Genomic DNA, 23,931 nt, shown 5'->3' on the forward strand with positions numbered 1-23,931 from the left:
CACGACGGGGCGTGGCGCGGGGGTCGAGGCGCTCATGCGACGATCACCTCGACGTCGGCGAGCTCGAGCGCCTCGCCCAGGTCGGGCGCGGGGAGCGCGTCGGTGACCACGGTGTCGATCTCGGCCAGGCGCGCGAACCGCACCAGCGCCTCCTCGCCGTGCTTGGTCTGGTCGACCACGGCGACGACGCGACGTCCGGCGCGGACGTAGGCCGACTTGACGGCGCCCTCGAACTCGTCGGGGGTCGACAGGCCGAAGCCGGCGCTGAGGCCGTTGGCGCCGACGAAGACGATGTCGGGTCGCAGGGCCTGGATCTGCTCGACCGTGCTCGTGCCGACGGCGGCGCTGGTCAGGCCGCGGACGCGTCCGCCGAGCAGGTGCAGGTCGACATGGGGGCTGTGCTGCAGCAGCGCCGCGATCGGGACGGCGTTGGTGATGACGGTGAGGACGGTGCCGGGTGTCGCCGGGGCCCAGCGGGCGAGCTCGGCGGCGACGGCGGCCGTGGTGGTGCCGGCATCGAGGGCGATCGACCCCGTGAACGTCGGGGGCACGAGGTGCGCGGCGGCCTGGGCGACGGACGTCTTCTCGGGGCTGTGTCGGGTCTCGCGCTCGCTCAGGCTCAGCTCGCTGACGCTGGAGCGGCCGGCGGCGACGGCACCGCCGTGCACGCGCTGCAGCAGACCCGCCTGCTCGAGGGCGTCGAGGTCGCGGCGGACCGTCTCGGCCGTGACGTCGAGGCGCAGGGCGAGGTCGCTGACCGACACCCGGCCGGCCGAGCGCAGGGCTTCGGCGATCGACTCGTGCCGTTCGGTGGCGTACATGCGACCTCCTCGTCGTCTCGCGGTGCTGCCGTTGCTCGTGCTGCTGCTGTCCATTCGGCGGTGTTCCGTGCCGTGTGGGCCGACTGTACGACGCTTCCACAGAGAAAACAAGACAAAACCAGAAAAACGAAGAAGAACGCAGATCGCGCATCCGCGACGGTCGGCCATGTCCGCAATGCGCACTCTTGCCGATCTGGCTAGTTCCTCTAGCTATCCACCTGTCACAGTGAGGGACGTACCGGTTCACGGCGGTACGGGCACCGACTTCACGGGCGGTGCCCGCAGTTCCAGCAAGTTCCTCAGGTGACGCAGGGTCGCCAGAAATGAGAAGAACATGAACACCAGCAGCGCCTCGCTCCAGGGCCTCGGCCACGAGCAACTCGTCTCCCTCGTCCGCGGAACGGTCGCTTCGGCCCGCCCCGCGACGACCCGCCCGACCACCGGTCGCGTCGACGCCGGTCTCTACCGCCGCGACCCCCGCGTGCCGGCCGTCCGCATCGAGACCTACCCCCGTCGCCGTCGGGCGCGTGTCGCGGCCGTCGCCCTGGCCGCACCGATCTCGGCAGCCGTCTCGGCCGTCCCCCGGCTCGACGAGCCCACCTACGCCGACTTCCTCGTGGCCGCCCCGGCTCACGCGATGTCGGCCTGAGGCGGGCACGATGACGTTCGCACAGCGCATCCTCGCCGATCAGGTCGGCGACCACGTGTCCTACTTCGACACGGCACTCGACGACACCGACGACCTCGACTGAACGGCCCGACCATGACCTCCTCGCTTCCCTCGCTCGACACCCTCGTCCACCCCGACCTCCACGAGTACGTGGCCGACCGTTACCCCTTCGTGGCCGGCCTGGTGGACGACGACCAGATCTGACCGTCCCGGGCCTCGGCCCGGTGCACGACTTCGGACGGGCTGACGCCCGGCCCGTCGACGGTGCGTACCAGCGGCCCGCAGCGCGGGACGCCGACGAGCACCCCACGAGAGCCCCCTCGCCGCACGGCGAGGGGGCTCTCGCGTGTCAACGGACGAGCAGCGCTTCGGCGAGGACGGGCGGCAGGGCGTGCGCCTGCCCGCCGCCCGCGGAGAGCCGCCGGCACCCGTCGAGTTCGATCGTCAGGGCGACGTCGACCGGCCACGCGCCGGGCTCCGAGAGCGGGAGGGTGGCGATCGAGGTCGGGCGGTCGGAGCAGTCGCCACCGACGGGAGGGCCGTCCATCGCCTCGACGAGTGCCTCGGCCGTGGTCGGGTCGAGCGGGACGACACGATGGAAGGTCGCCGACACCCCGGACTTCGTCGGCACGGAGGATCCGGAGCCGAAGCCTGCGTCGGCGTCACCGACCCCGGGGCTGCCGGCCGGGACGGGCTCGTCGTGCGGCGCGGCGACGCGGTACAGGCACACCCGGTCGAGATCGGCGGGGTCGACGACGGCCGGTTCGGGCAGCGCCGGCGCGGCGGGCAGGGACGTGGCGCCCCCGTCGTCGTGGTCCGTCGCGTCGCCGTCGGGCGGGAGCCCCTCGACGCCGAGATCGTTCGCGTCGACGAACGTCGGTGTCGTCGCGGACGTGCTGCACCCCGCGTCGAGGGCGTCGCGGCTCTCGATCAGATTCACGGGGACGTCCCGTTCGGCCGACACGGGGAGGGCGGCGACGGCCGGTCGCGTGTCGCCCGTCGTCTTGCCGCACCCGTCGACGGGGTGGGCTGCGCGCATCGAGGCACCGGATGCGTCCACGAGCCAGAGGTCGGCCACGAGCTCGAAGTCCGCCGTGCAGACCGGCAGGCTCCGGCCGTTCGGCTCGGACAGGGCCGCGAGCAGTCGGCCGAGGTCTCCGCCGCGGGTCGTCTCGGTGACCGAACTCCAGAGGCCGTCGGGCCGGTCCAGGACGGTCGTCGACGCGAGGCCGCACTCCACGACCGAGGTCGGCACGAACCCCTCCGGCACCGATCCCGAGCGTGGGGGCTCGGGCCGTGAGGGCGCCTCGTCGTCCGAGGTCGGGGGCGGCATCGCGAAACCGGCCCCCGAGGTCGTGCAGTCGGGTGCGGCGCCCACGACCTCGGCGACCGGACGATCGATCGGCTCGCCGGGCATCACCCGGGCACACGCCGCGACGAGAAGGCCGACGCAGGCCGCCGCGACGAGGCCCGGGACGACGAGGGCGTACCCGGCCCAGGGCCCGGAGGTGCGGCGGCTGTGCTCCATGCCGCCGAGCCTAGAAGACGAGGTTTCGTCGCGAAACCGTCGTCACCCGATCGAGACCGGACCGATCGGCCCTGCGGATCTCGCGACCCGCGGAGGAGGCGGGTGGTCCTCGGGACGGACGCCGCGCCTCCTCGGGGTTCGTAGCGTGGACGAGGTCGCACCCGTCGGGGCGACGGTGCGGCCACCCGGCCCGTGCCGACGACGAACCGAGGAGGCGCGGTGTCCGCCGTCGAGATCGTCCCGCGTCACCGCCTGGGTCGCGCCGCCCGCACGCGTGAGTCCCTGCTCGACCTGCTGGCCTTCGGCCGCGACCAGGCCCTCTCGTGCGCGTTCGCCGTCGCGATCTTCGCCGGGCTCGCCGTGACCCGCGTGGTGGACGTGGGCATCCCGCGCTACGACGCCCTGCTGATCTGGTGTCTGCTCGTGCAGGTCGTCCTCGTCGCGACGCGGCTCGAGACCCGGGACGAACTGCTCGTCATCTGCGTCTTCCACGTCCTGGGCCTCGGGCTCGAGGTGTTCAAGGTGGCGATCGGATCGTGGTCGTACCCGGAGCCCGGCGTGCTGCGCCTGGGTGACGTGCCGCTCTACAGCGGCTTCATGTACGCGGCCGTCGCGAGCTACATCTGCCAGGCGTGGCGACGGCTCGACCTGCGCGTCGACCCCGTGCCGATGGTGGCGACCATGGCCGTCGCGGTCGGCTTCTACGTCAACTTCTTCACGAACCACTGGATCACCGACCTGCGCTGGGTGCTGCTCGGCGTCGCCGCGCTGCTGATCGCCCGGCGGTCGGTGACCTTCCGCGTGCGGGGCCTCGATCGCCGCATGCCGTTGCTCGTCTCGTTCGCCCTGATCGGGCTGTTCATCTGGGTCGCCGAGAACGCCGCGACCCTGCTCGGCGCCTGGACCTACGCCTCGCAGGCCGACGGCTGGAGCCTCGTGCACCCCAGCAAGATCGGCTCGTGGATGGTGCTCGTGATCTTCAGCTTCATGCTCGTGTTGTGGCTGAAGCAGCGGAAGGGGCCGCGGCGACCGTGACGGCGTGCCGGGGTGACGGCGTGACGGCGTGACGGCGTGACGGTCGCACCACCGTCGCGTCGTCGAACCGTGCTCCCGGGTGGTTCGACGACGCGGACGTGGTGCGTCCTCGCTCGCGGGTCGCGTCAGGGGGCGGCGTGGCGCCCGACGCGCGTGGGGGCCGGCGCGGTCAGTGCGGCGACAGCGGCGGCCACGGGGATGGCGCCCACGGGGACGGCGCCCGCGGCGTCGGCCACGTCCTGGGCCAGCGCGGCCGCCTGCGGGGCGCGACCCGACACGGCCGCCGCGACCGCCGCCTCCCGGGTCTCGTACATCGTCGGCAGGTCGTGGCCCCCGTCGGCCGTCTCGTAGCTCTGCAGCTCGATCTCGGCGAGGCGGGCGAACTCGGCCAGCTTCTCGGACGACACGCTCTTCGCCTTGCGGGGGCGGGTGTTGTGCAGGCAGAACGTGCCGATCGCCTCGCCCGTCGACGAGTGGATCGGGTGTCCTGCGTAGAAGTACCCGTGGTTCAGGTCGAGGTAGGGGTTGTCCTTGAACCGGTCGTCCTTGCGGGCGTCCTCGACGATCACGGGCGCGTCGGCCGCCACGGTCACGTCGCAGAAGGTCAGCTCGCGCGGGATCGACACCGGCAGCAGCTCGGTGTTGACGGCGTAGTACAGCTTCTTGCCGTCGAGCAGCGAGACGACGGCGACGTCGACGCCGAACTCCTTCTCGGCGCGGCGGGCGAGGTCCTGCAGGGTGTCCGAGCCGCCGGTGCTCGCGAGCTCGACCAGCGTCTCGGCGCCCGACCACTCGAAGGTCGGCTCGGGCAGTGCCCGCCGCGGACGGGCAGGAGGCGCGGTGCCGGTCGACGGGACGGACGCGGTTCCTGCGGTGGTCGCGGGCGTGCTCAGGGATGCGCTCACGGGTGCAGGCGTCGGCATCGGCGCGGGCGTCGTGGCAGGTGTCGGCAGCGGTGCGGGTGCGGGTACGGCTGCCGGGCGCGCCGCGACGGCCTGCTCGGCCTCGAGCCGGGCGACGGCCGCCCGCGCGGCCTCGAGCCGTGCGACGACCGGGTCGACCGGGGCCGGCGCGGCCACCGACGCCGCCAGTCGGGCCACCTCGAGCTGGGCCGCGACGCGCTCGGGCACGAGGGGTGCCACCGAGGTGCGCGGGATGTGCTCGACCGATTCGCCGCGGCGCACCACGTCGAGGGTCGGGGCCACCCGGTCGGCGACCACGGCGCCCCACTGCCGGTACATCGTCTCGCAGCCGTGCGGGCGCCCGGGCTGCAGCTCGCCCGGGGGCAGCCGGAAGTACGAGGTCGACGGGTGCTGCGAGGCGACCCGCTCGGTGATCTCGTTCATGCGCGCGGCGTGCCGGTCGGCGACCGATCCGAACGGGTTGTCGAACCGCGTCACCGAGCGCACGGGCTGCACGCCGACCAGGACGATGCGGGCGGTCGGGTGGACGCGGCGCGTCAGGTCGGTGACGAGCGACGTGACGTCGCGCTGCCAGCTGTCGAGCGGGGTGAGCATGACGGCGTCGTTGAGGCCGAGCATCACGACGACCGTGTCGTACAGGCTGAGGTCGTGGTCGCCGATCCACGAGCGGGCCGACCCGGCGTTCATCATCTCGTCGCCGATGTAGTCCACCGAGCACGCACGTCCGGTGTTCTTCGAGGTCTCCTTGGCGATCTGGCCTGTGAGCGCCTGCTCGTGGCTCGTCACGCCGAAACCGTGGGTCGGGCCCGTGCCGATCAGCAGCACGGTGTCGGGGTCGGGCGAGTCCGCCCGGTAGGTCGGCCGGCCGCGCGGAGAAGGGACGTGGCGCGAGCGCGAGAGCGTCCACAGGTAGAACAGGCGCATGGCAGGCCTCAGCCGCTCGTAGCTGCGCGTCGGGTGCGCGGGTGTGTCGACCGTCCTGGTCACGTGGTGCTCCTCGGGTGTCTCTCGGTGTCTCGTCCCCCCGTCCCAGGGTAGGCAGCGGGCGTGCGCCGGGCTGCCCCCAGTGCGGGTCCGCGGTGGCCCCCCTTGTGGTCGCACCCCTGCGCGGCCCCGTCGTTCCGGGGAGTCCGCCCGAACCTGGACGCAGGAGGCGCGGGGCGAGCAGGCTGGTACGCGTGACTCCCGCAGACAGCACGTCCCCCGACGACGACCACGGTTCCGTCGCCACCGCCCTCGAGCTCGTCGCGGACGAGGTCGACGCCGCCGTCTCGGCGGTGCTCGACGCCGACGCCGGGGGCGACGACTCGTCCGACACCTCCGGTCAGCTCGACGCCTTCGCCGACCTGCTCGACGACGCCGAGCGCGTCTTCGTCCACGGCGCGGGTCGCTCGGGGCTCGCCCTGCGCATGACCGCGATGCGGCTGATGCACCTCGGTCTCGAGGTGCACGTCGTCGGCGAGGTGACGACTCCCGCCATCGCCGACGGAGACGTGCTGCTCACCGCGAGCGGCTCGGGCACGACGTCCGGCATCGTCGCCGCGGCCCGCACGGCCGTCGACGCCGGGGCCCGGGTGGCCGCGATCACCACCGCCGCCGACTCGCCGCTGGCCGACCTGGCCGAGGCCGTGCTCGTGGTCCCCGCCGCCGACAAGCAGGACCGCTCGGGAGCCGCCTCGTCGCAGTACGCCGGCGGCCTGTTCGAGCAGACGGTCGTGCTGCTCGGCGACGCCGTCTTCCACGCGCTGTGGAAGCGTTCGGGTGCCGACGCCGACGAACTCTGGCCCCGCCACGCCAACCTCGAGTAGCCGCCCTCCACCTCCGCGCGCGGCGCCCTCAGCATCGCGCCGTCGATGCGCTGTCGAACCATCCGAATGGGTGGTTCGACAGCGCATCGACGGTTCGTCTCACGCAGAGGGTCAGGGTCCTGTGGAGAACTACGACAGGGCGGGGTCACGACCGGCAAGGTGTGGGGATGATCGATTCCCTACCGCCCGTCATTCGCTCGTCCCAGCTGGGCCACGGGACGCGCGAGTCCTCCTCGGTCCGTCGCCGGATCGACCGTGGTGAGCTCCTCCGGCTGTGCCCGGGTGTCGCCGTCGAGCGGGAGGCCTGGCAGGCCGCCACGCCGAGGCAACGCCATCTCCTCCGCGTGGTCGCGCTCCTGCCCAAGCTGTCGAGCCGGGTCGCCGCCTCACACGCGTCCGCGGCGGCCGTCTGGGGTGCTCCGATCCTGGGTGACTGGCCGGAACGCGTCCACGTCGTCGACCCCGCTCGTCGTACGACGCAGTCCACGCCGACGGTCGTCCGTCACGCCGGACCTCTATTGCCCCAGGAGGCGCGGGAGGAGTGCGGGGTGCTTGTCACCTCGCCGACACGCACGGCTGCCGATCTCGCGTTGTCGTGGACCTTCCGGGAGGCCGTCGTCGCCCTCGACCAGTTGCTCCGCCGTCGGTCGACCACGCGGGAGGAGGTCGGTCGGTTCCTGGATGCACGCCCGACGGCTCGGGGTCGCACGGGCGCTCGTCGTGCGGTGGCCTTCGCGACGTCGGCGGCCGAGTCCCCCGGGGAATCGCTTACGCGGGTCGTCCTGCACGAGCTGGGTGCGCCTCCTCCGGTTCTCCAGAAGAGCTTTCGCTGGGGTGATCGCGGTCAGTTCGTGGACGTGGTCGACTTCTGGTGGCCCCGGTTCGGTGTCGTCCTCGAGTTCGACGGGCGGATCAAGTACGCGAAGGGCCGGTGGCGGAAGGGGCGTTCTCCGGAGCAGATCGTCGTGGACGAGAAGATCCGCGAGGACCGCATCCGCAACCGGCCCGAGGTCGACGGATTCGCTCGCACGGTGTGGGACGAGGTCATGCACCCGACGCGCCTCGCGATGAACCTGCGCGCAGCCGGACTGCCCCTGGGCTGACGCCCCGTGGCCGGTGGTCCTGCGAGTCAGGCACCGGGACGACACCACCGATGCGCCGACGAACCATCCACCTGCGTGGTTCGACGGCGCATCGATGGTTCCGGGTGGTGCGTCTGCCACACGTTTTACCCGCGCGAAACAATTCGTATACAAAACTGGGGCGTGCGGCAGGATTGTATGCAATCCGCGCCGCAGAGACCGATACCACCCGAGCATCGGAGGCCCGATGGCCCGCCCACCCCGCCCGACCCGTGCCGCGAGCGCGACCCGCGCCGCGAGCCCGTCCCGTGCCGCGACCCCGAGCGTTCCGGCCGGCCGTCGCCGCCTGCGCCGAGCCCTCTCGCTCCCGGCCCTCGCCGCCGCCGCGACGCTCGCGCTGACGGCCTGCGTCCCGCAGCAGCCCGCCGGCACGAACCCGCCCGACAAGACCGACGTCACCACCGCCCCCATCGGCGACAAGACGATCGTCGAGGGCGGCGACCTGGTCATGGCGCTGTCGGCCGAGCCGGACGCCCTCGATCCCACCACGTCGTCGTCGCTCTACACGCGGTACGTCATGGAGACGGTCTGCCAGAAGCTGTACGACATCGACGCCGAGGGCGACCTGGTGCCGTTGCTGGCGACCGAGCTGCCGACGCTGTCGGACGGCGGGCTGACGGTCGACATCCCCGTGCGCACCGACGCCGTGTTCGCCGACGGGACCCCGCTCGACGCCGAGGCCGTGGTCACCACGCTGCGCCGCCACCTCGACAAGCCCGACTCGTCGCGGGCCAGCGAGCTGGGCCCCGTCACCGGGGTCGAGGCCCTCGACGACGACACGGTGCGCCTGACGTACGAGCGCCCCTTCGCCCCGCTCACCGCGGCCCTCGCGGACCGGGCGGGCATGATCATGTCGCCGACGGCGCTCGAGGCCGAGGGTGACGACTTCGGCGACGCCCCGGTCTGCGTCGGCCCGTTCAAGTTCGTCGACCGCGTGCCGCAGACCTCGATCTCGGTCGAGCGCGACCCGCTCTACTACGACGCCGAGGACGTGCACCTCGACACGATCACCTACCGCATCATCACCGATGCGAGCATCCGGGCCGCGAACGTGCGGGCGGGTGACGTGCAGGTCGCCGACTCGATGTCGACGATGGACGTCGACTCCCTCATGGCCGACGACGGCCTGACGGTGCTGCAGGTCGGTTCCTTCGGCTACCAGGGCCTGACGGTGAACATCGGCAACCAGGACGGCGTCGGAACCGACCCCGTGCAGATCGACACCCCGCTGGCGAGTGACGTGCGCATCCGTCAGGCGTTGGCCATGTCGATCGACCGCGACTCGCTCGTGCAGAGCGTGTTCGGCGGGTGGAACGACACCGCGTGCTCGCCCATCCCGCCCAGCAGTCCCTTCGTGACACCCGCGAGCGAGGCCTGCCCGGCTTACGACCCCGAGGGGGCGAAGCGCCTCCTCGACGAGGCGGGTGTGACCACGCCGTACGAGATCGAGATGCAGGTCAGCAACAACGCCGACACGCTGCGCCTCGCCCAGGCGTTGCAGGCCCAGGTCGCCGACGGCGGGTTCCGCCTGTCGATCACCCCGGTCGAGTACTCGACCCTGCTCGACGTGCAGTCGCGTGGCGACTTCGACGCGCTGCAGCTCGGTTGGTCGGGTCGCGTCGACCCGAACGGCAACATGGTCAACTTCCTCCGCACCGGTGGCGGCAACAACTACTCGGGCTACAGCAACCCCCGGGTCGACGAGCTGCTGGCCGACGCGGCCGCGTCCATCGACGTCGACGAGCGTGCGGCGCTCTACGGCGAGGCCGTGACGCAGGTCCAAGAGGACGAACCGCTCATCTACCTGTACCGCACCCGCAGCCTGACCGCGCTGACGAACGAGGTCGCCGGGGTGTCCACCTACGCCGACGGCGTCGTGCGCCTCAGCGACGCCGCCTTCGTCGAGGGGGAGTGACCCGATGACCCGTTACCTGTTGACCCGGCTCTGGCAGTCGGCCGTCACGCTCGTGATCGCCTCGATCGTCGTGTTCTGGGGCGTGCGCCAGCTGCCCGGCGACCCGGCCCTGGCCCTGGCCGGAGAAGAGGCGACGCCCGAGCGCGTCGCCGCCATCCGTGCCGACCTCGGCCTCGACGACTCGTTGCTCGTGCAGTACGGCCGGTTCGTCGGCAACTTCGTCCGCGGTGACTTCGGCGAGTCCATCCGTACCGGCACACCGGTCACCGAGCTGATCGGCGCCACCCTGCCGGTCACGCTGTGGCTGGCCCTCTACGCGATCGTCGTCGCCGTCGTCGTGGGCGTCGCCCTGGGCGTCGTCGCCGAGCGGTATCGGGGCCGCTGGCCCGAGTGGATGGCCAACGCCGCCGCCCTGGTGGGGCTCTCGGTGCCGAACTTCTGGCTCGGCATCCTCGCGATCCTCTGGCTCGCGGCCGGCCTCGGCCTGTTCCCGGCGTCGGGCTACGTGCCGGTGGCCGAGAACCCGGCGAGCGCGTTCTACCACCTGACCCTGCCCGCGCTGATCCTCGGCACGAGCCTCGCCGCGGTCATCATGCGGCAGACCCGCGCCTCGATGATCGAGACGATGAAGACCGACTACGTGCGCACCGCGCGGGCCAAGGGTCTCGGTCGCGGCCGGGTGCTGATGCGCTACGGCCTCCGCAACTCGATGATCGTGGTCGTCACGATCGTCGGCCTGCAGCTCGGCGGCCTGATCTCGGGCGCCGTCGTCACCGAGCGCATCTTCGCGCTGCCGGGCTTCGGCAAGCTCACGCTCGACTCGGTCTTCACCCGCGACTACCCGGTGATCCAGGCCGTCGTGCTGATCATCACGGTCGGCTACATCGTGATCAACCTGGCGGTGGACGTCCTGTACTCCGTCATCAACCCGCGCATCAGGGTAGGAGGCGCATCGTGACCGTCATCGAGACACCCACCGCGGCAGGGGCGGGGCTCGGCTCGGCGCGGGGACGCGTCTGGCGCGGCCTCGTCCGCAACAAGCTGGGCGTCACGGGCGGCGTCATGCTGCTCGTCGTCCTCGTCGCCGGCCTCGCCGCCCCGCTGATCGCCCCGTACGACCCGACCCGGGTGAACTTCGAGCTGCCGTTCCAGGTGCCCGGCACGGTCGGCTACGTGCTCGGCGCCGACGACCTCGGCCGCGACATCCTGTCGCGCACCGTGTACGGCATCCGCGTCTCGCTGCAGGTCGGCGTGCTCTCGGTGCTGCTGGCCGTCGTGGTCGGCACGCCCCTCGGGTTGCTGGCGGGCTACTGGCGCTGGCTCGACGGCGTCATCTCGCGCCTCACCGACGTCATGCTGGCGTTCCCGTTCCTGATCATCGCCGTGGCGCTCGCCGCGATCAGCGGTCCGAGCCTGACGAACGCCGTGGTCGCCCTCGGCATCGCCCAGGTGCCGACGATGATCCGCGTGGTGCGCGGCGAGACGCTGCGCATCAAGTCGACCGACTTCGTCCTCGCCGCCACGACCATGGACGCCACGGGTCTGCGGGTGATCTTCCAGCACGTCCTGCCCAACTGCGTCTCGGCCATCATCGTGCAGGCGACGGTCATCATGCCGGTCGCCGTCATCGGCGAGGCCCTGTTGTCGTTCCTCGGGCTGGGCATCCAGCCGCCGACGGCCAGTCTGGGCATCATGCTCAGCGACGCGCAGCAGTACCTGGCCAAGGCGCCGTTCGCGGCCGTCGTGCCGGGTCTCGCGATCGCCGTGATCTGCCTGGGCTTCAACCTGTTCGGGGACGCCCTGCGCGACGCCCTCGACCCCACCGCCAGCGACCGGAAGTGACCCCCTCGTGACCTACACCACCCCCGACGAGTTCGTCACCCGCCCCGACCTGCGCGGAACGTTCGGCATGACGTCGTCGACGCACTGGCTGGCGACGGCCTCGGCCCAGTCGGTCCTCGAGCGCGGCGGCAACGCCTTCGACGCGGCCGTCGCGGGCGCCTTCGTGCTGCACGTCGTCGAGCCGCACCTCAACGGCCCCGGCGGCGACCTCACGGCGATCTACGCGACGGCCGAAGCCCCCGACGCGCCGACGGTGCTCGTCGGCCAGGGCCCGGCCCCGGCGGCCGCGACCCGTGAGCACTACCTGGCCGAGGGCCTCGAGCTCGTCCCCGGGTCGGGAGCCCTGGCCGCCGCCGTCCCCGGTGCCGTCGACGCCTGGCTGAAGCTGCTGGCCGAGCACGGCACCTGGTCCCTCGCCGACGTCCTCGCCTACGCGATCGGCTACGCCCGCGACGGCCACCCGATCGTGGCCCGCGTGGCGTCCACCATCGAGACCGTCGCCGACCTCTTCACCGAGCACTGGCCCACCTCGGCCGCCCAGTGGATGCCCGGTGGCGAGGTGCCCCGCGAGGGCGACCTGCTGACGAACCCGGCCTACGCGGCCGTCCTCGACGAGCTGGTCGCGGCCGGCGAGGCCCTCGGCCCCGACGCGTCGCGCGAGGCGAAGATCGAGGAGGCGCGGGTCGAGTGGGGCAGCGGACACGTCGCGCAGGCGATCGACGAGTTCGTCCGCACTCCGCACCGTCACTCGTCGGGCACCGACCACGCGGGGGTCGTCACGGCCGCGGACCTCGCCGCGTTCCGCGCCACGACCGAACCGGCGACCACGATCGAGTTCCGGGGCCACACGATCGCCAAGACCGGCGCCTGGGGCCAGGGTCCCGCCCTGCTGCAGGTGCTGGCGCTGCTCGAGCCGCTCGACGACGAGCTGCTCGACCCCTCGACCGCGGACGGCGCCCACACCATCGTCGAGGCGCAGAAGCTCGCCATGGCCGATCGCGAGGCCTGGTACGGCCCCGGGGACGTGCCCCTCGAGACCCTCTTGTCCGCGGACTACGCCGACGAGCGCCGCGCGCTGATCGGCGACCGGGCGTCGCACGAGCTGCGACCCGGCGACGTCCCCGGGCGCGAGCCGTTCGCCCTGCCCACGATGCGCACCGAGTACCTCCCTCCTGCGCTCAGCGAGGCACCCGCCGGCGTCGGCGAGCCCACGGTCGCCGCCCCCGGGCGGGCACAGGCACCCGCCGACGCACCCGCCGCACCCGCCGCACCCGCCGCACCCGCCGCACCCGTCGCACCCGTCGCACCGGCCGAGGACGCCCCGCCGACCGGCACCGCACCTCCTGCCGACCGACTGGCCGAGCCGTTCACCGAGCCGACCGGCGAGACGCGCGGCGACACCTGCCACCTCGACGTCGTCGACCGCTGGGGAAACGTCGTCTCGGCGACCCCGTCGGGCGGCTGGTTGCAGTCGTCGCCGACGATCCCCGAGCTCGGCTTCTGCCTGGGCAGCCGGCTGCAGATGTCGTGGCTGGACGAGGGCACGGCGTCGACCCTCGAGCCCGGCACCCGCCCGCGCACGACGCTGACGCCCACGCTCGTGCTCAAGGACGGCGAGCCCGTCGTCGCGCTCGGTTCGCCCGGCGGCGACCAGCAGGACCAGTGGCAGCTGCTCTACCTGTTGCGCACGATCGTCGGCGGGTACACCCCGCAGCAGGCGATCGACGCCCCCGCGCTGCACACCACGTCGTTCCCCGGCAGCTTCTGGCCCCGCACCTGGGAGCCCGGGGGCGTCGTCGTCGAGGACCGCCTGGGCGACGACGTCATCGACGCGCTGGTCGCCCGCGGCCACGTCGTCACCCGCGCCGGCGGCTGGTCCCTGGGCCGGCTGTCGAGCGTCTCGCGAGACCCCGAGACCGGCGTGCTCTCCGCCGCCGCCAACCCCCGAGGAGCCCAGGCCTATGCCGCAGGACGCTGAGAACCCGACCTCCCCGCTGCTGAGCGTGCGCGACCTGCGCGTCTCGTTCGGCGACACCCCCGCCGTGCACGGCGTCGACCTCGACGTCCTGCCGGGCGAGCGGGTCGCGATCGTCGGCCAGTCCGGCTCGGGCAAGTCGACGGTGGTCGCGGCCATCCTGCGCCTGCTGCCCGGGGCCGGTCACATCACGGGCGGCACGATCGAGCTCGCGGGCCCCGACGGCAGCACCCTCGACCTCGCGCAGGCCACCGAGGCGCCCATGCGCCAGGTGCGCGGCGCGCGCATCGGCCTCGTGCCGCAGGACCCGTCGACCAACCTGAACCCGTCGATGAAGGTCGGCGCCCAGATCGCGGACGCGCTGCGCACCCACGGGCTCCGCGGCCACGACGAGGTGCAGGGCCGGGTCGTCGCGCTGATGACCGAGGCGGGCATCCCCGAGGCCGAGCGCCGGGCGGGGCAATTCCCCCACGAGTTCTCGGGAGGCATGCGCCAGCGCGTGCTCATCGCGATCGCCCTGGCCCGCGAGCCGCAGCTGTTGATCGCCGACGAACCGACCAGCGCGCTCGACGTGACGGTGCAGCGGCAGATCCTCAACCACCTGCAGACGCTGGTCGAGAGCCGTGGCACGTCGCTGCTCTTCATCACGCACGACCTGGGGCTCGCCGCCGACCGCACCGACCGCATCGTCGTGATGCTCGAGGGTCGCGTCGTCGAGCAGGGCACGCCCGAGCAGATCCTGCGTCGCCCGCAACACGAGTACACGAAGCGCCTCGTCGCGGCCGCGCCGACGCTGGCCTCGGCCACCGCCCTCCGTCGCGGCGAGGCCGTCCTCGACGACACGACGGACGCGAAGGAGGCGCGGGTCGACTCGATCCTGACCGTCACCGACCTGGTCAAGGAGTTCCGCCTCCGTGGTCGCCGTGGTGAGCAGGTGCGAGCCGTCGACCACGTCTCGTTCGAGGTGCCGCGCGGCACCACGACGGCGATCGTGGGGGAGTCCGGCTCGGGCAAGACGACCGTGGCCCGCATCGTGCTCGGCCTCGAGTCGGCGACGAGCGGGTCGGCGCTGATCGACGGCGAGAGCATCACGGCGAGCCGGGGTGCGTCCCGTCGCGCGCTGCGTCGCCGGGTGCAGCCCGTCTTCCAGGACCCCTACGGTTCGCTCGACCCGTCCTACAGCGTCGAGCGGCTGATCGACGAGCCGTTGCGCATCTTCGGCGTCGGCGACCGGGCCTCCCGCAGGCAGCGGGTCGCCGAGCTGCTCGACCAGGTCGCCCTGCCCCGGTCGGTCGCCCAGAGCCGGCCGAACGAGCTGTCGGGCGGTCAGCGCCAGCGGGTGGCCATCGCGCGGGCGCTCGCGCTCGAGCCCGAGCTGCTGATCTGCGACGAGGCCGTCTCGGCGCTCGACGTGCTCGTCCAGGAGCAGATCCTCGAGCTGCTCGGCGACCTGCAGAGTCGGCTCGGCCTCAGCTACCTGTTCATCACGCACGACCTGGCGGTCGTGCGCCAGATCGCCCACGACGTGGTGGTGATGCGCAAGGGCGCCGTGGTCGAGCGCGGTAGCGTCGACGACATCTTCTTGTCGCCCCGTGCCGAGTACACGACCGAACTGTTGGGAGCCATCCCCGGTGCCAGCCTCGCCCTCTGAGGGCCCACCGCCCGTCGTCCTCGTCGACGCCCTGCGTCGCGAGGTCGTCGAGGGCATCCTCGTGCCGGGGACGCGCATCACCGAGGCCTCGGTCGCCCGCCGCCACGGCGTCTCGCGGGTCCCGGTGCGCGAGGCGCTGCGGGCGCTCGAGGCCGAGGGGTTCGTCGAGTCGACGCCGCACGTGGGCAGTCGGGTCGCGGCGATCCCGGTCGACGAGGCGGACGACCTCTTCGCCGTCCGCGAGGCCCTCGAGATCTCGACGGCGCGACGTGCCGCCCTGCGGGCACGCGAGCTGTTCGGCGAGCCCCGCCCGCCCGAGGAGTGGTGGCGGACGCGGCGCATGCTCGGGCAACTGCTCGACGACGGGGACGCCGCCGTCGAGGCCGGCGACCTCGACCGACTCGTCGAGCTCAACGACCGGTTCCACGTCGGCGTGGCGCACCTGAGCGGGAGCGCCACCCTGGCGACCCTGCTGCGCCAGCTGTCGAACAAGATCGAGTGGCTGTACGCGCTCGACACCTTCTCGCGCGGCAAGCGGCTCTGGCCGGACCACCGCCGCATCCTCGCGGCGATCGACGCGGGCGACGAGGCCGGCGCCGCCGAGCTGATGGGCTGGCACGTCCGCGAGTCGCGCATCGGGTTCCTCGCCCGCACCGAGCCCGCCGACCGGGTGGCCGATCTGCGGGCCACGCCGCCCGCCCTGCCGCCGACGATCTCGACGCCGACGATCCCGACGGCCTGACCCGCGCCTCCTCGGCTAGCCCCACAGGGGCGTGCAGCGGGTGCACGTTCTCAGGCATCGGTCGGCGGATCTCCTTACTGTTCTCGGTCATGGACGAACCTCCCTCTCACATGCCCTGGCCTCTCCCACGCCTGACCGCCCGTGCGGTCGTCACAGACGGGGAGGGGCGACATGGATGACTGGGTCATGGTCGGCATCGGCCTCGTGCTCACCGTCGGCACCGGCTTCTTCGTCGCGTCCGAGTTCTCGCTGGTCAACCTCGACCGCAACGAGCTGGAGGCGCGGCGCGACCGGGGCGAGAAACGTCTCGGTCCCACGATCAAGGCGTTGCGCATCACCTCGACGCACCTCTCCGGCGCGCAGCTCGGCATCACGCTGACGACGCTGTTGACCGGGTACACCTTCGAACCCGCGATCAGCTCGATGCTGAGCGGCCCGCTCGACTCGCTCGGCATGCCGGCGACGGTGGTGCCGATCGTCGGCAGCATCACGGGCATCGTGCTCGCCACCCTCTTCTCGATGGTGGTCGGCGAGCTCGTGCCGAAGAACTTCGCCCTCGCGCTGCCGCTCGCCACCGCGAAGTTCGTCGTGCCGTTCCAGGCGGCGTTCACCACGGTCTTCAAGCCGCTCATCCTGCTGTTCAACAACACCGCCAACGCCGCCATCCGCGCCATGGGCATCGAGCCCAAGGAGGAACTGTCGGGTGCCCGCTCGGCCGAAGAACTGAGCTCGCTCGTGCGCCGGTCGGCCCTCGAAGGGCAGCTCGACGAGGACCACGCGACCCTGCTGGGGCGCACCCTGCGCTTCTCGCAGCACGACGCCTCCCAGGTGATGACGCCGCGCGTCCGCATGACCACGATCGCCTCCACCGGCTCGGCCGCCGACATCGTCGAGGCCGCCCTGGCCTCGGGGTTCTCGCGGTTCCCCGTGATCGGCGACGACAGCGACGACATCGTCGGCGTCGTGCACGTGAAGCACGCGTTCGCCGTCCCGCTCGCCGAGCGCGCCTCCGTCGGCTCGACCGTGCTCATGCAGGAGGCGCGCTTCGTGCCCGAGAGCATGGGAACCGACTCGCTGCTCGGCCTGCTGCGCCACGGCGGCCTGCAGATGGCCGTGGTGCGTGACGAGTTCGGCGGCACCGCCGGCCTCGTCACCCTCGAGGACGTCGTCGAAGAACTGGTCGGCGAGCTCGAGGACGAGCACGACCGCGCCCGCGTGGGCATCGTGCGCCAGGCCGGCACCGTGCTCTTCGACGGTGCCCTCCGGCCCGACGAACTGGCCGACCGGGCCGGCATCCGCGTGCCCGACGACGGCGATTACGAGACGGTGGCCGGGTTCGTCATCGACCGCCTCGACCGTCTGCCCGAGGTGGGCGACGAGATCGCCCTCGAGAGCGGCAGCGGCAGCCTGCGGGTCGAACGCGTCGCGAACGGACGCCTCGAGCGGCTGCGCTTCGTTCCGGCCCCACCTGACGACGGCCTCGGCGCCGTCGCGCCCACGACCGAGCACGACCGCGTCGTCGCCTCGCTGAGAGAAGGGGTGACCCGATGAACGAGTACCTGCCCGGCATCGTCTGGCTCGTCGTGCTGCTGATCGTCAACGGATTCTTCGTCGGCGCCGAGTTCGCCGTCATCTCGGCCCGCCGCTCGCAGATCGAGCCCCGTGCCGAGGCCGGCAGCAAGGCCGCAAAGAAGACCCTCTGGGCGATGGAGCACGCCACGCTCATGCTGGCCACCAGCCAGCTGGGCATCACCGTCTGCTCGCTCGTCATCTTGAACGTGTCCGAGCCGGCGATCCACCACCTGCTCGAGATCCCGCTCGGCCTCACCAGCCTCTCGGCCGAGGCGATCGGCGTCGTCGCGTTCGTCGTGGCGCTCGTGCTCGTGACCTTCTTGCACGTGGTCGTCGGCGAGATGATCCCGAAGAACCTGTCGTTCTCGGTGCCCGACCGGGCGGCGCTCATCCTGGCGCCTCCGCTGGTCTTCGTGGCCACGGTCTTCAAGCCGGTCATCTGGTCGCTCAACGCGGTCGCCAACGGCGTGCTGAGGCTCTTCCGGGTCGAGCCGAAGGACGAGGCGACGAGCTCGTACACCCTCGACGAGGTCGCCACGATCGTCCAGCAGTCGACCCGCGAGGGCACGCTGACGGACTCGTCGGGCACCCTGTCGGCAGCGTTCGAGTTCACCACCCGCAAGGTGCGCGACGTCGAGGTGCCCCTCGACGAGATGGTGCACCTGGCGCCGGGGGCGACGCCGGCGGACGTGCAGCGTGCCGTGGCCGCCCGGGGGTACTCGCGGTACGTGCTCACCGACGGTGACGGTCAGCCCACGGGCTACCTGCACCTCAAGGACGTCATGGACCTCACCGACGACGGGGCCTTCGAGGCACCCGTGCCCGAGAAGCGCATCCGCCGCCTGGGCGCCGTGGGTCGCGACACCGACCTCGAGGACGCCCTGGCCTCGATGCGTCGGGTCGGCGCGCACGTGGCGCGATCCGTCTCGCCCGAGGGCGTCACCACCGGGGTGCTGTTCCTGGAGGACATAATCGAAGAGCTCGTCGGCGAGGTGGACGACGTCACGGCGGTCTGACGGGTCGGCGGTCTGAGGGGTCGGCGGTCTGACAGGCCGCCGGCCGGTCGGGCGTCCGTGCCCGGCCGACCGGGCGCGCAGGCTCAGTCGACGGGGCGGTGCCCGGGCAGGGCGTGCAGGTCTTCGGCGGCGAGTTCGGCCGCGATGGGGTCACCGGCCTCGGTCGCCTCGCGCAGGGCGACGAACGAGTCCGCCATCGAGTCCCAGTTCAGCACCTGCACGATGTTCGGCACGCGCAGTTTGTAGGCGAGGCCGTCGGTGACGTCGGTGCAGACCTTGACCAGTGCCGGATTGCCACAGTGGTCGACGTAGGTCGAGAAGAGCGCGATGGCGTGGGCGTTGAGGGCCGGGCCGTCTTCGCGGTCGAGGTCGGCGAGGCAGACGTCGATCGCCCGGACGATCTCTCGCTTGACGGCGGACGGCAGGTTGGGGACGGCCAGGCGGACCGCTCCGCCGAAGAGTACGCCGAGGGTCTGGACCGCCTCGACGGCCTCTTCGGCCTTCGGCGTCGCGACCTTCGTGTAGCGGTTCGGGGCCATCTCGACGAGACCGGCACGCACGAGGTCGCCGAGGGCCTCGCGGATCGGTGTGCGCGACACCTGCAGCCAGGCGATCAGCTCGTCGTCGTGCAGGCGCTCGCCGGGCTCGAGCGTTCCGTCGATGATCGCGTCACGGATGCGGCTGCGGACCGTGTCGCGCAGCAGCTGTCGCTCGGCGGCAGGGGGAGTGACGGGAATCGGCATGCGGCCTCCTAGATCCTCACGGGCGGGTGCCCGGCCAGCATCCTAATACGAAAACGTCGCATTTTACCCGTTGGGCAGCGAAGTTCACATGTCAATTCCAGTGGGAGAACCAGGAGCCAGGAACGACGAAGCCCCGCCTCCTCGACGGGGGCGGGGCTTCGTGACTCGGGTCGGTGCGGTTACTTCGCGGCGGCGGGGGTCGCTGCGGGCACGTGCTGCGAGGCGACCTCGACGCCGTGCGAGTCGCGCAGGATCGTGAGGGTCTGCTCGATCTCGTCGTCGCGCTGCTCGGTCGTCCAGCCGAGCGAGCCGGCCATGACGTCGGCGATCTCGGTCAGCAGCTCGATGGTGACGCCACCGACGAACGCGAGGTTCGTGCGGCGCAACACGACGTCGGCCAGGTGGACGGCGTCCTCGTGCTCGGCGAAGTACGCGATCTCGGCCGTGGTCAGCGTCGAGTCGGCCTCGAGGGCCTGCGACGGCTGGTCGAGCAGCACCTCGATGACGTCGGAGGCGCGGGTGCCGTACCGGGTCAGCAGACGGTCGACCTGGTCGCGGTCGAGCTCGTCGGCGTGGGCCGCCACCCAGGTGGTGCGGGCGCCGTCGGTCGTCGGGAAGCCCTTGCCCCCGCCGATCGCCATGCCCGTCGTGTCGACCGACCGCTTCACGCCGAGCTTCGTCGTCGCCTCGGTCGAGAGGTGCGCCGACAGGGCGCGGAACGTGGTCCACTTGCCGCCGACGAGGCTGAGGACGGTCGTGCCGGGCAGCTCGGCGACCTCGGTCTCGACGATGCGGTAGTCGCGTGACACGAAGCCCGCGGCGAGGTCGTCGTGCTTCGGCAGCGGGCGGACGCCCGAGTAGCGGTAGACGATGTGGTCGCGGTCGAGCTCGATGTCGGGGTAGACGTGCTTCACCAGGTCGAAGAAGTAGTCCACCTCTTCCTCGGTGCAGACGGCCGGCTCGGCCATGTCGGCCTCGAGGTCGGTCGTGCCGATGAGCACGCGCCCCTTGAGCGGGTAGATCAGGACGATGCGGCCGTCGTTGTTCTCGAAGAAGATCTCGCGACCGTTGGTGGCCTCGAGCAGCTCGGGGCTGTCGACGACGATGTGCGACCCCTTGGTGCCGCCCATGTACTGGGACTCGGCGCCGAAGGCCTTGTTGGTGAGGTCGGTCCAGGGGCCCGAGGCGTTGATGACGACGTCGGCCTTCACCGTGAACTCGGTGCCGGTGACGACGTCGCGCAGGGTCACGCCTCCGTCGGCGGTGCCGACGGCCTCGAGGTAGTTGGCGCTGCGGGCGTTGTCGCCGGCGGCCAGGCCGTCCTTCAACACGTCGAGCGCGAGGCGCTCGGGCTCGTGCACCGATGCGTCGTAGTAGGTGCCCGTGTACTTGAGCGCCTTGTTGAGGTGCGGCATCTCGGCGAGGGCCTTCTTGCGCCCGAGGAACTTGTGACGCGGCACCGAGCCGCCGTCGCGCGAGAACGAGTCGTACATCGTCATGCCGACCTTGATCAGCAGTGCGCCGCGCTCTTTCGTGGAGCGCTGCTTGTGCGTCAGCATGCGCAGCGGGGCGTTCATGATGCCGCTGAACGTCGAGAAGATCGGCATCGTGGTCTGCAGCGGCTTGACGTAGTGAGGGGCGATCTTCAGCAGACCGTTGCGCTCTTCCACGCTCTCGCGGACGAGGCGGAACTCGCCGTTCTCGAGGTAGCGGATGCCGCCGTGGATCATGTGCGACGAGGCGGCGGACGCGCCCGACGCGTAGTCGGCGCGTTCGACCAGCACGACGTCGACGCCCTGGAGGGCGAGGTCGCGGAAGGTCGCGATGCCGTTGATGCCACCGCCGACGACGAGCACCTGTGCGGTCGGGCGGTCGACGATGCGCTGCACGTTGGGACGGATCGAGTCTGTCTTCTTCGACATGGTCACTGCTTCTTTCGAGATGCGATGTCAGGTGGTGGTGACCGACTCGTCCTGCGGGCCGGTAGATTCATCGTCGTCCCGATGCACACAGGGTGCAACGGATCTGCACGAACGTGCAAGGAGGTCCCGTTGGTCGCTGGCGACACGTCCGAACGCACGCAGGAGGCCCTGCGTGCCGCGCATCTGTACTACATGCAGGACCTCACGATGGAGGCGATCGCGCACGAACTGCAGACGTCCCGCTCGTCGGTCTCGCGCCTCCTGAAGTCGGCTCGCGAGACGGGCCTCGTCGACATCCAGATCAAGTCGCCGCTCGACCAGCCGACGGCCGTGGGCGAGGGGCTGCACCGGCGCTTCGGCGTGGTCGCGCACGTGGTCCCGGTGCCCGACCAGACGAGCGACGTCGACCGGCTCGACCGGGTCGCGCTGTCGGCTGCACGAACGCTCACGCAGTACGTCGACTCGAACATGGTCGTCGGCGTCGCCTGGGGGTCCACCGTCAGCGCGGTCAGCCGGTACCTGGTGCCCAAGGCCACGCACAACACCGTCTTCGTCCAGCTGAACGGTGCGGCGAACACCCGCACCACGGGCATCGAGTACGCCAGCGAGATCCTGCGGCGGTTCGGTCACGCGTACGGCGCCCTGATCCAGCAGTTCCCCGTGCCGGCGTTCTTCGACGACCCGGCCACCAAGCGCGCCCTCTGGCGGGAGCGCAGCACCCGACGCGTCCTCTCGTTGCAGGGCGCCATGGACCTCGTCGTCTTCGGCGTCGGCTCGCGCGAGGCGCACGTGCCGAGCCACGTCTACTCGGGCGGGTACCTCGAGCAGAGCGACCACGACAGCCTCGGCCACGACCACGTGGTGGGCGACGTCGCGACCGTGTTCTTCCGCGAGGACGGCTCGTCGGCCGACATCGAGCTCAACCAGCGCGCCACGGGGCCCGACCTGGCGACCATCCGGCGCACGCCGCGTCGCGTCTGCGTCGTCGCCGGCGAGGCCAAGGTCGTCAGCGTCCGCGGTGCGCTCGCCGCGGGCCTGGTCACCGACCTGATCCTCGACGAGGGCACCGCCAGGGCGCTGCTGGCCAGCTGAGCCGGCGTCGTCCCGGACGAGGAGGCGCGAGTGGGGTACGTCGCACCAGCCGCGACCCAGCCCGCCCGCGTAGACGGGAGCGGTCGCGTACCGGGCCCTCGAGGGGCCCCGAGAGGAGCATCACCATGGCAAGCACCGAACTCACCGGACGCCGCGTTCTCGCGATCGTCACCAACTACGGCGTCGAGCAGGACGAGCTCGTCGTCCCCGTCGCGAAGCTGCGCGAGCAGGGCGCCACCGTCGTCGTCGCCGGCGTCTCCACCGAGCCGATCGAGACGCTGGTCGGCGACAAGGACCCGGGGCAGACCGTCCGCCCCGACACGACCATCGCCGAGGTCGACGCCGCCGACCACGACCTCCTGCTCGTGCCCGGCGGCACCATCAACGCCGACACCCTGCGCACCGAGAGCGACGCCGTCGACCTGGTCAAGGCCTTCGCCGCGGCCGGCAAGCCGATCGCGGCCATCTGCCACGGCCCGTGGGCGCTCATCGAGGCGGGCCTCGTGACGGGCAAGGAACTGACCTCGTTCGCCTCGCTGCAGACCGACGTCCGCAACGCCGGCGGCACGTGGGTGGACCGCTCGGTCGTGACCGACGTCGAGCAGGGCTTCACCCTCGTCACGTCGCGTGACCCCGACGACCTCGAGGACTTCGTCCGCGAGACGTCGACGGCCCTGGCCGCCACGGCCTGATCCGTCGTCCTCCGTCGCGGCGGGGTCCGTCGTCCCGCTCCGGGGCGACGGACCCCGCCGCGGGTCTTTAATGGGACGTCGGGCCGTCGTCGGTCCGTCCCCGGCGCTCCGGCGCCCATCCGGTCGAGAAGGAGGCGCGGTGAAGCTCGGCAAGACGCGCAAGAGCCCCGCGGAACCCGCGACGCCCGATCCCGCTGCTCTCGAGCGGGCCGTCGCCGAGGGTGTCCTCATCTCGCGTGCGGCCGCCGTGGTCTCGGTGGCCAACTCGATCGTCATCCGTGCCCTCCGCGACGACGAGCACTTCGACCACGAGCGCACCCGCGAGGCCGTGCGGACCGTCCTCGGTCGCCTCGCGGCGGAACAACGCGAGCAGAACGAACGCATCGGCGGCGAACGGGCGAAGGCACTCAAGGCCAAGGGACGGTCGCGACACCAGCACGACTACCGCCGCGGTGACGACGACACCCTGTGGTTCCGAGAGAAGACCTACACGGCCGTGGCCGAGCGGCTGGACGAACTGCAGTCCGACGACGACTTCGTGGGCGGGATCGTCGCGGCGGCGGTGGACCGGGCCTGGGGTGACGTCGGGGCCGCGATCGTCACGAAGGTGTCGGCGGTCGAGGCGGTCGACCCGGCGTATCCCGACGAACGCGACCAGCGCCTCCGTGATCTCGTCGAGGTGGACCTCGCGGGGCTGCTCGCCCAGCCGCAGCAGCCGCCGCCGCCGGGGTCGGACGCTCCGCGCTCGACCTGACGGGTGCGTTCGTCCGTCGGCCCCCGACCTGGGGCTGTCCCGGGCGTGCGTCGGAACGAGAACATTGAGGGACACCGCTCGGCCCTCA

The 23,931-nt window shown here is 71.8% G+C and carries 20 protein-coding genes; 15 read left to right on the top strand and 5 right to left on the bottom strand.

The annotated features are described in order from the left end of the window. Nucleotides 1–32: 32 nt before the first annotated feature. Nucleotides 33–821: a DeoR/GlpR family DNA-binding transcription regulator gene (locus ASG28_RS00470; protein ID WP_043595999.1), complete on the bottom strand. Its 789-nt coding sequence runs from the start codon at nt 819–821 to the stop codon at nt 33–35. Nucleotides 822–1,155: 334 nt separating this feature from the next. On the opposite strand from ASG28_RS00470, the gene ASG28_RS00475 reads away from it, so the two are divergent. Next, complete coding sequence (locus ASG28_RS00475) at nt 1,156–1,470, top strand: hypothetical protein (RefSeq protein ID WP_055970877.1); 315 nt, start codon at nt 1,156–1,158, stop codon at nt 1,468–1,470. A 370-nt stretch (nt 1,471–1,840) separates the two neighbouring features. Here ASG28_RS00475 and ASG28_RS00480 read toward each other — a convergent pair whose 3' ends face one another. Further along, entirely contained in the window at nt 1,841–3,019 is a 1,179-nt protein-coding gene (locus ASG28_RS00480) for a hypothetical protein (protein WP_055970879.1), read from the bottom strand. A gap of 219 nt (nt 3,020–3,238) precedes the next feature. Here ASG28_RS00480 and ASG28_RS00485 point away from each other — a divergent pair, with 219 nt between their 5' ends. Continuing rightward, complete coding sequence (locus ASG28_RS00485; RefSeq protein ID WP_200925226.1) at nt 3,239–4,054, top strand: DUF817 domain-containing protein; 816 nt, start codon at nt 3,239–3,241, stop codon at nt 4,052–4,054. Between the two features lie 125 nt (nt 4,055–4,179). Here ASG28_RS00485 and ASG28_RS00490 read toward each other — a convergent pair whose 3' ends face one another. Continuing rightward, nucleotides 4,180–5,964 carry a GAF domain-containing protein gene (locus ASG28_RS00490; RefSeq protein WP_157485590.1) on the bottom strand — a complete coding sequence of 595 codons (1,785 nt, stop codon included), beginning with the start codon at nt 5,962–5,964 and terminating at the stop codon, nt 4,180–4,182. Nucleotides 5,965–6,155: 191 nt separating this feature from the next. Here ASG28_RS00490 and hxlB point away from each other — a divergent pair, with 191 nt between their 5' ends. The 10 genes from hxlB (at nt 6,156) to ASG28_RS00540 (ending at nt 18,640) form a co-directional block, all read left to right on the top strand. Continuing rightward, complete coding sequence (gene hxlB, locus ASG28_RS00495; protein ID WP_055970883.1) at nt 6,156–6,785, top strand: 6-phospho-3-hexuloisomerase; 630 nt, start codon at nt 6,156–6,158, stop codon at nt 6,783–6,785. A 167-nt stretch (nt 6,786–6,952) separates the two neighbouring features. Next, complete coding sequence (locus ASG28_RS00500; RefSeq protein ID WP_056051079.1) at nt 6,953–7,888, top strand: hypothetical protein; 936 nt, start codon at nt 6,953–6,955, stop codon at nt 7,886–7,888. Nucleotides 7,889–8,114: 226 nt separating this feature from the next. Further along, a complete protein-coding gene (locus tag ASG28_RS00505) occupies nt 8,115–9,842 on the top strand; it encodes an ABC transporter substrate-binding protein (RefSeq protein WP_082454145.1) in 1,728 nt (575 codons plus the stop codon). Nucleotides 9,843–9,846: 4 nt separating this feature from the next. Continuing rightward, nucleotides 9,847–10,800 (top strand): ABC transporter permease, encoded by a 954-nt coding sequence (locus tag ASG28_RS00510; RefSeq protein ID WP_055970886.1) that lies wholly within the window; start codon nt 9,847–9,849, stop codon nt 10,798–10,800. After that, nucleotides 10,797–11,684 carry an ABC transporter permease gene (locus ASG28_RS00515; protein ID WP_055970888.1) on the top strand — a complete coding sequence of 296 codons (888 nt, stop codon included), beginning with the start codon at nt 10,797–10,799 and terminating at the stop codon, nt 11,682–11,684. The genes ASG28_RS00510 and ASG28_RS00515 overlap by 4 nt, the downstream gene beginning before the upstream one ends. Before the next feature lie 7 nt (nt 11,685–11,691). After that, complete coding sequence (locus ASG28_RS00520) at nt 11,692–13,662, top strand: gamma-glutamyltransferase family protein (RefSeq protein ID WP_082454147.1); 1,971 nt, start codon at nt 11,692–11,694, stop codon at nt 13,660–13,662. Beyond that, nucleotides 13,646–15,310 (top strand): dipeptide ABC transporter ATP-binding protein, encoded by a 1,665-nt coding sequence (locus tag ASG28_RS00525; RefSeq protein ID WP_055970890.1) that lies wholly within the window; start codon nt 13,646–13,648, stop codon nt 15,308–15,310. The genes ASG28_RS00520 and ASG28_RS00525 overlap by 17 nt, the downstream gene beginning before the upstream one ends. Then, entirely contained in the window at nt 15,291–16,052 is a 762-nt protein-coding gene (locus tag ASG28_RS00530; RefSeq protein ID WP_200925227.1) for a GntR family transcriptional regulator, read from the top strand. The genes ASG28_RS00525 and ASG28_RS00530 overlap by 20 nt, the downstream gene beginning before the upstream one ends. Nucleotides 16,053–16,223: 171 nt before the next feature. Beyond that, nucleotides 16,224–17,603 carry a hemolysin family protein gene (locus tag ASG28_RS00535; RefSeq protein ID WP_055970892.1) on the top strand — a complete coding sequence of 460 codons (1,380 nt, stop codon included), beginning with the start codon at nt 16,224–16,226 and terminating at the stop codon, nt 17,601–17,603. Further along, nucleotides 17,600–18,640, top strand: coding sequence for a hemolysin family protein (locus tag ASG28_RS00540; protein ID WP_055970893.1), 1,041 nt, complete (start codon nt 17,600–17,602; stop codon nt 18,638–18,640). Before ASG28_RS00535 ends, ASG28_RS00540 begins: the two co-directional genes overlap by 4 nt. Nucleotides 18,641–18,723: 83 nt before the next feature. Here the strand turns inward: ASG28_RS00540 and ASG28_RS00545 are convergent, their stop codons facing one another. Together ASG28_RS00545 and ASG28_RS00550 are read right to left on the bottom strand one after the other, a co-directional pair. Continuing rightward, complete coding sequence (locus ASG28_RS00545; protein WP_055970895.1) at nt 18,724–19,383, bottom strand: GntR family transcriptional regulator; 660 nt, start codon at nt 19,381–19,383, stop codon at nt 18,724–18,726. Between the two features lie 179 nt (nt 19,384–19,562). Continuing rightward, on the bottom strand, nt 19,563–21,305 hold the full coding sequence (locus ASG28_RS00550; RefSeq protein ID WP_055970898.1) for a glycerol-3-phosphate dehydrogenase/oxidase: 1,743 nt from the start codon (nt 21,303–21,305) through the stop codon (nt 19,563–19,565). A gap of 192 nt (nt 21,306–21,497) precedes the next feature. On the opposite strand from ASG28_RS00550, the gene ASG28_RS00555 reads away from it, so the two are divergent. The 3 genes from ASG28_RS00555 to ASG28_RS00565 all read left to right on the top strand — a co-directional run bounded on the left by ASG28_RS00555 (nt 21,498) and on the right by ASG28_RS00565 (nt 23,843). Continuing rightward, nucleotides 21,498–22,397, top strand: coding sequence for a sugar-binding transcriptional regulator (locus ASG28_RS00555; RefSeq protein ID WP_235477807.1), 900 nt, complete (start codon nt 21,498–21,500; stop codon nt 22,395–22,397). 125 nt (nt 22,398–22,522) lie between these two features. Further along, nucleotides 22,523–23,089 carry a type 1 glutamine amidotransferase domain-containing protein gene (locus ASG28_RS00560; RefSeq protein WP_055970902.1) on the top strand — a complete coding sequence of 189 codons (567 nt, stop codon included), beginning with the start codon at nt 22,523–22,525 and terminating at the stop codon, nt 23,087–23,089. 139 nt (nt 23,090–23,228) lie between these two features. Then, a complete protein-coding gene (locus ASG28_RS00565) occupies nt 23,229–23,843 on the top strand; it encodes a hypothetical protein (protein WP_055970904.1) in 615 nt (204 codons plus the stop codon). Nucleotides 23,844–23,931: the final 88 nt, after the last annotated feature.

Origin of the sequence: Frigoribacterium sp. Leaf415 (assembly GCF_001424645.1) — a bacterium.
GTDB lineage: Bacteria > Actinomycetota > Actinomycetes > Actinomycetales > Microbacteriaceae > Frigoribacterium.

Bases quoted from the DNA above. Each gene is read 5' to 3' on its own strand.
- ASG28_RS00470 (WP_043595999.1), bottom strand. From the start codon at position 821: ATGTACGCCACCGAACGGCACGAGTCGATCGCCGAAGCCCTGCGCTCG.
- ASG28_RS00475 (WP_055970877.1), top strand. From the start codon at position 1,156: ATGAACACCAGCAGCGCCTCGCTCCAGGGCCTCGGCCACGAGCAACTC.
- ASG28_RS00480 (WP_055970879.1), bottom strand. From the start codon at position 3,019: ATGGAGCACAGCCGCCGCACCTCCGGGCCCTGGGCCGGGTACGCCCTC.
- ASG28_RS00500 (WP_056051079.1), top strand. From the start codon at position 6,953: ATGATCGATTCCCTACCGCCCGTCATTCGCTCGTCCCAGCTGGGCCAC.
- ASG28_RS00505 (WP_082454145.1), top strand. From the start codon at position 8,115: ATGGCCCGCCCACCCCGCCCGACCCGTGCCGCGAGCGCGACCCGCGCC.
- ASG28_RS00510 (WP_055970886.1), top strand. From the start codon at position 9,847: ATGACCCGTTACCTGTTGACCCGGCTCTGGCAGTCGGCCGTCACGCTC.
- ASG28_RS00525 (WP_055970890.1), top strand. From the start codon at position 13,646: ATGCCGCAGGACGCTGAGAACCCGACCTCCCCGCTGCTGAGCGTGCGC.
- ASG28_RS00535 (WP_055970892.1), top strand. From the start codon at position 16,224: ATGGATGACTGGGTCATGGTCGGCATCGGCCTCGTGCTCACCGTCGGC.
- ASG28_RS00540 (WP_055970893.1), top strand. From the start codon at position 17,600: ATGAACGAGTACCTGCCCGGCATCGTCTGGCTCGTCGTGCTGCTGATC.
- ASG28_RS00545 (WP_055970895.1), bottom strand. From the start codon at position 19,383: ATGCCGATTCCCGTCACTCCCCCTGCCGCCGAGCGACAGCTGCTGCGC.
- ASG28_RS00550 (WP_055970898.1), bottom strand. From the start codon at position 21,305: ATGTCGAAGAAGACAGACTCGATCCGTCCCAACGTGCAGCGCATCGTC.
- ASG28_RS00555 (WP_235477807.1), top strand. From the start codon at position 21,498: ATGCAGGACCTCACGATGGAGGCGATCGCGCACGAACTGCAGACGTCC.
- ASG28_RS00560 (WP_055970902.1), top strand. From the start codon at position 22,523: ATGGCAAGCACCGAACTCACCGGACGCCGCGTTCTCGCGATCGTCACC.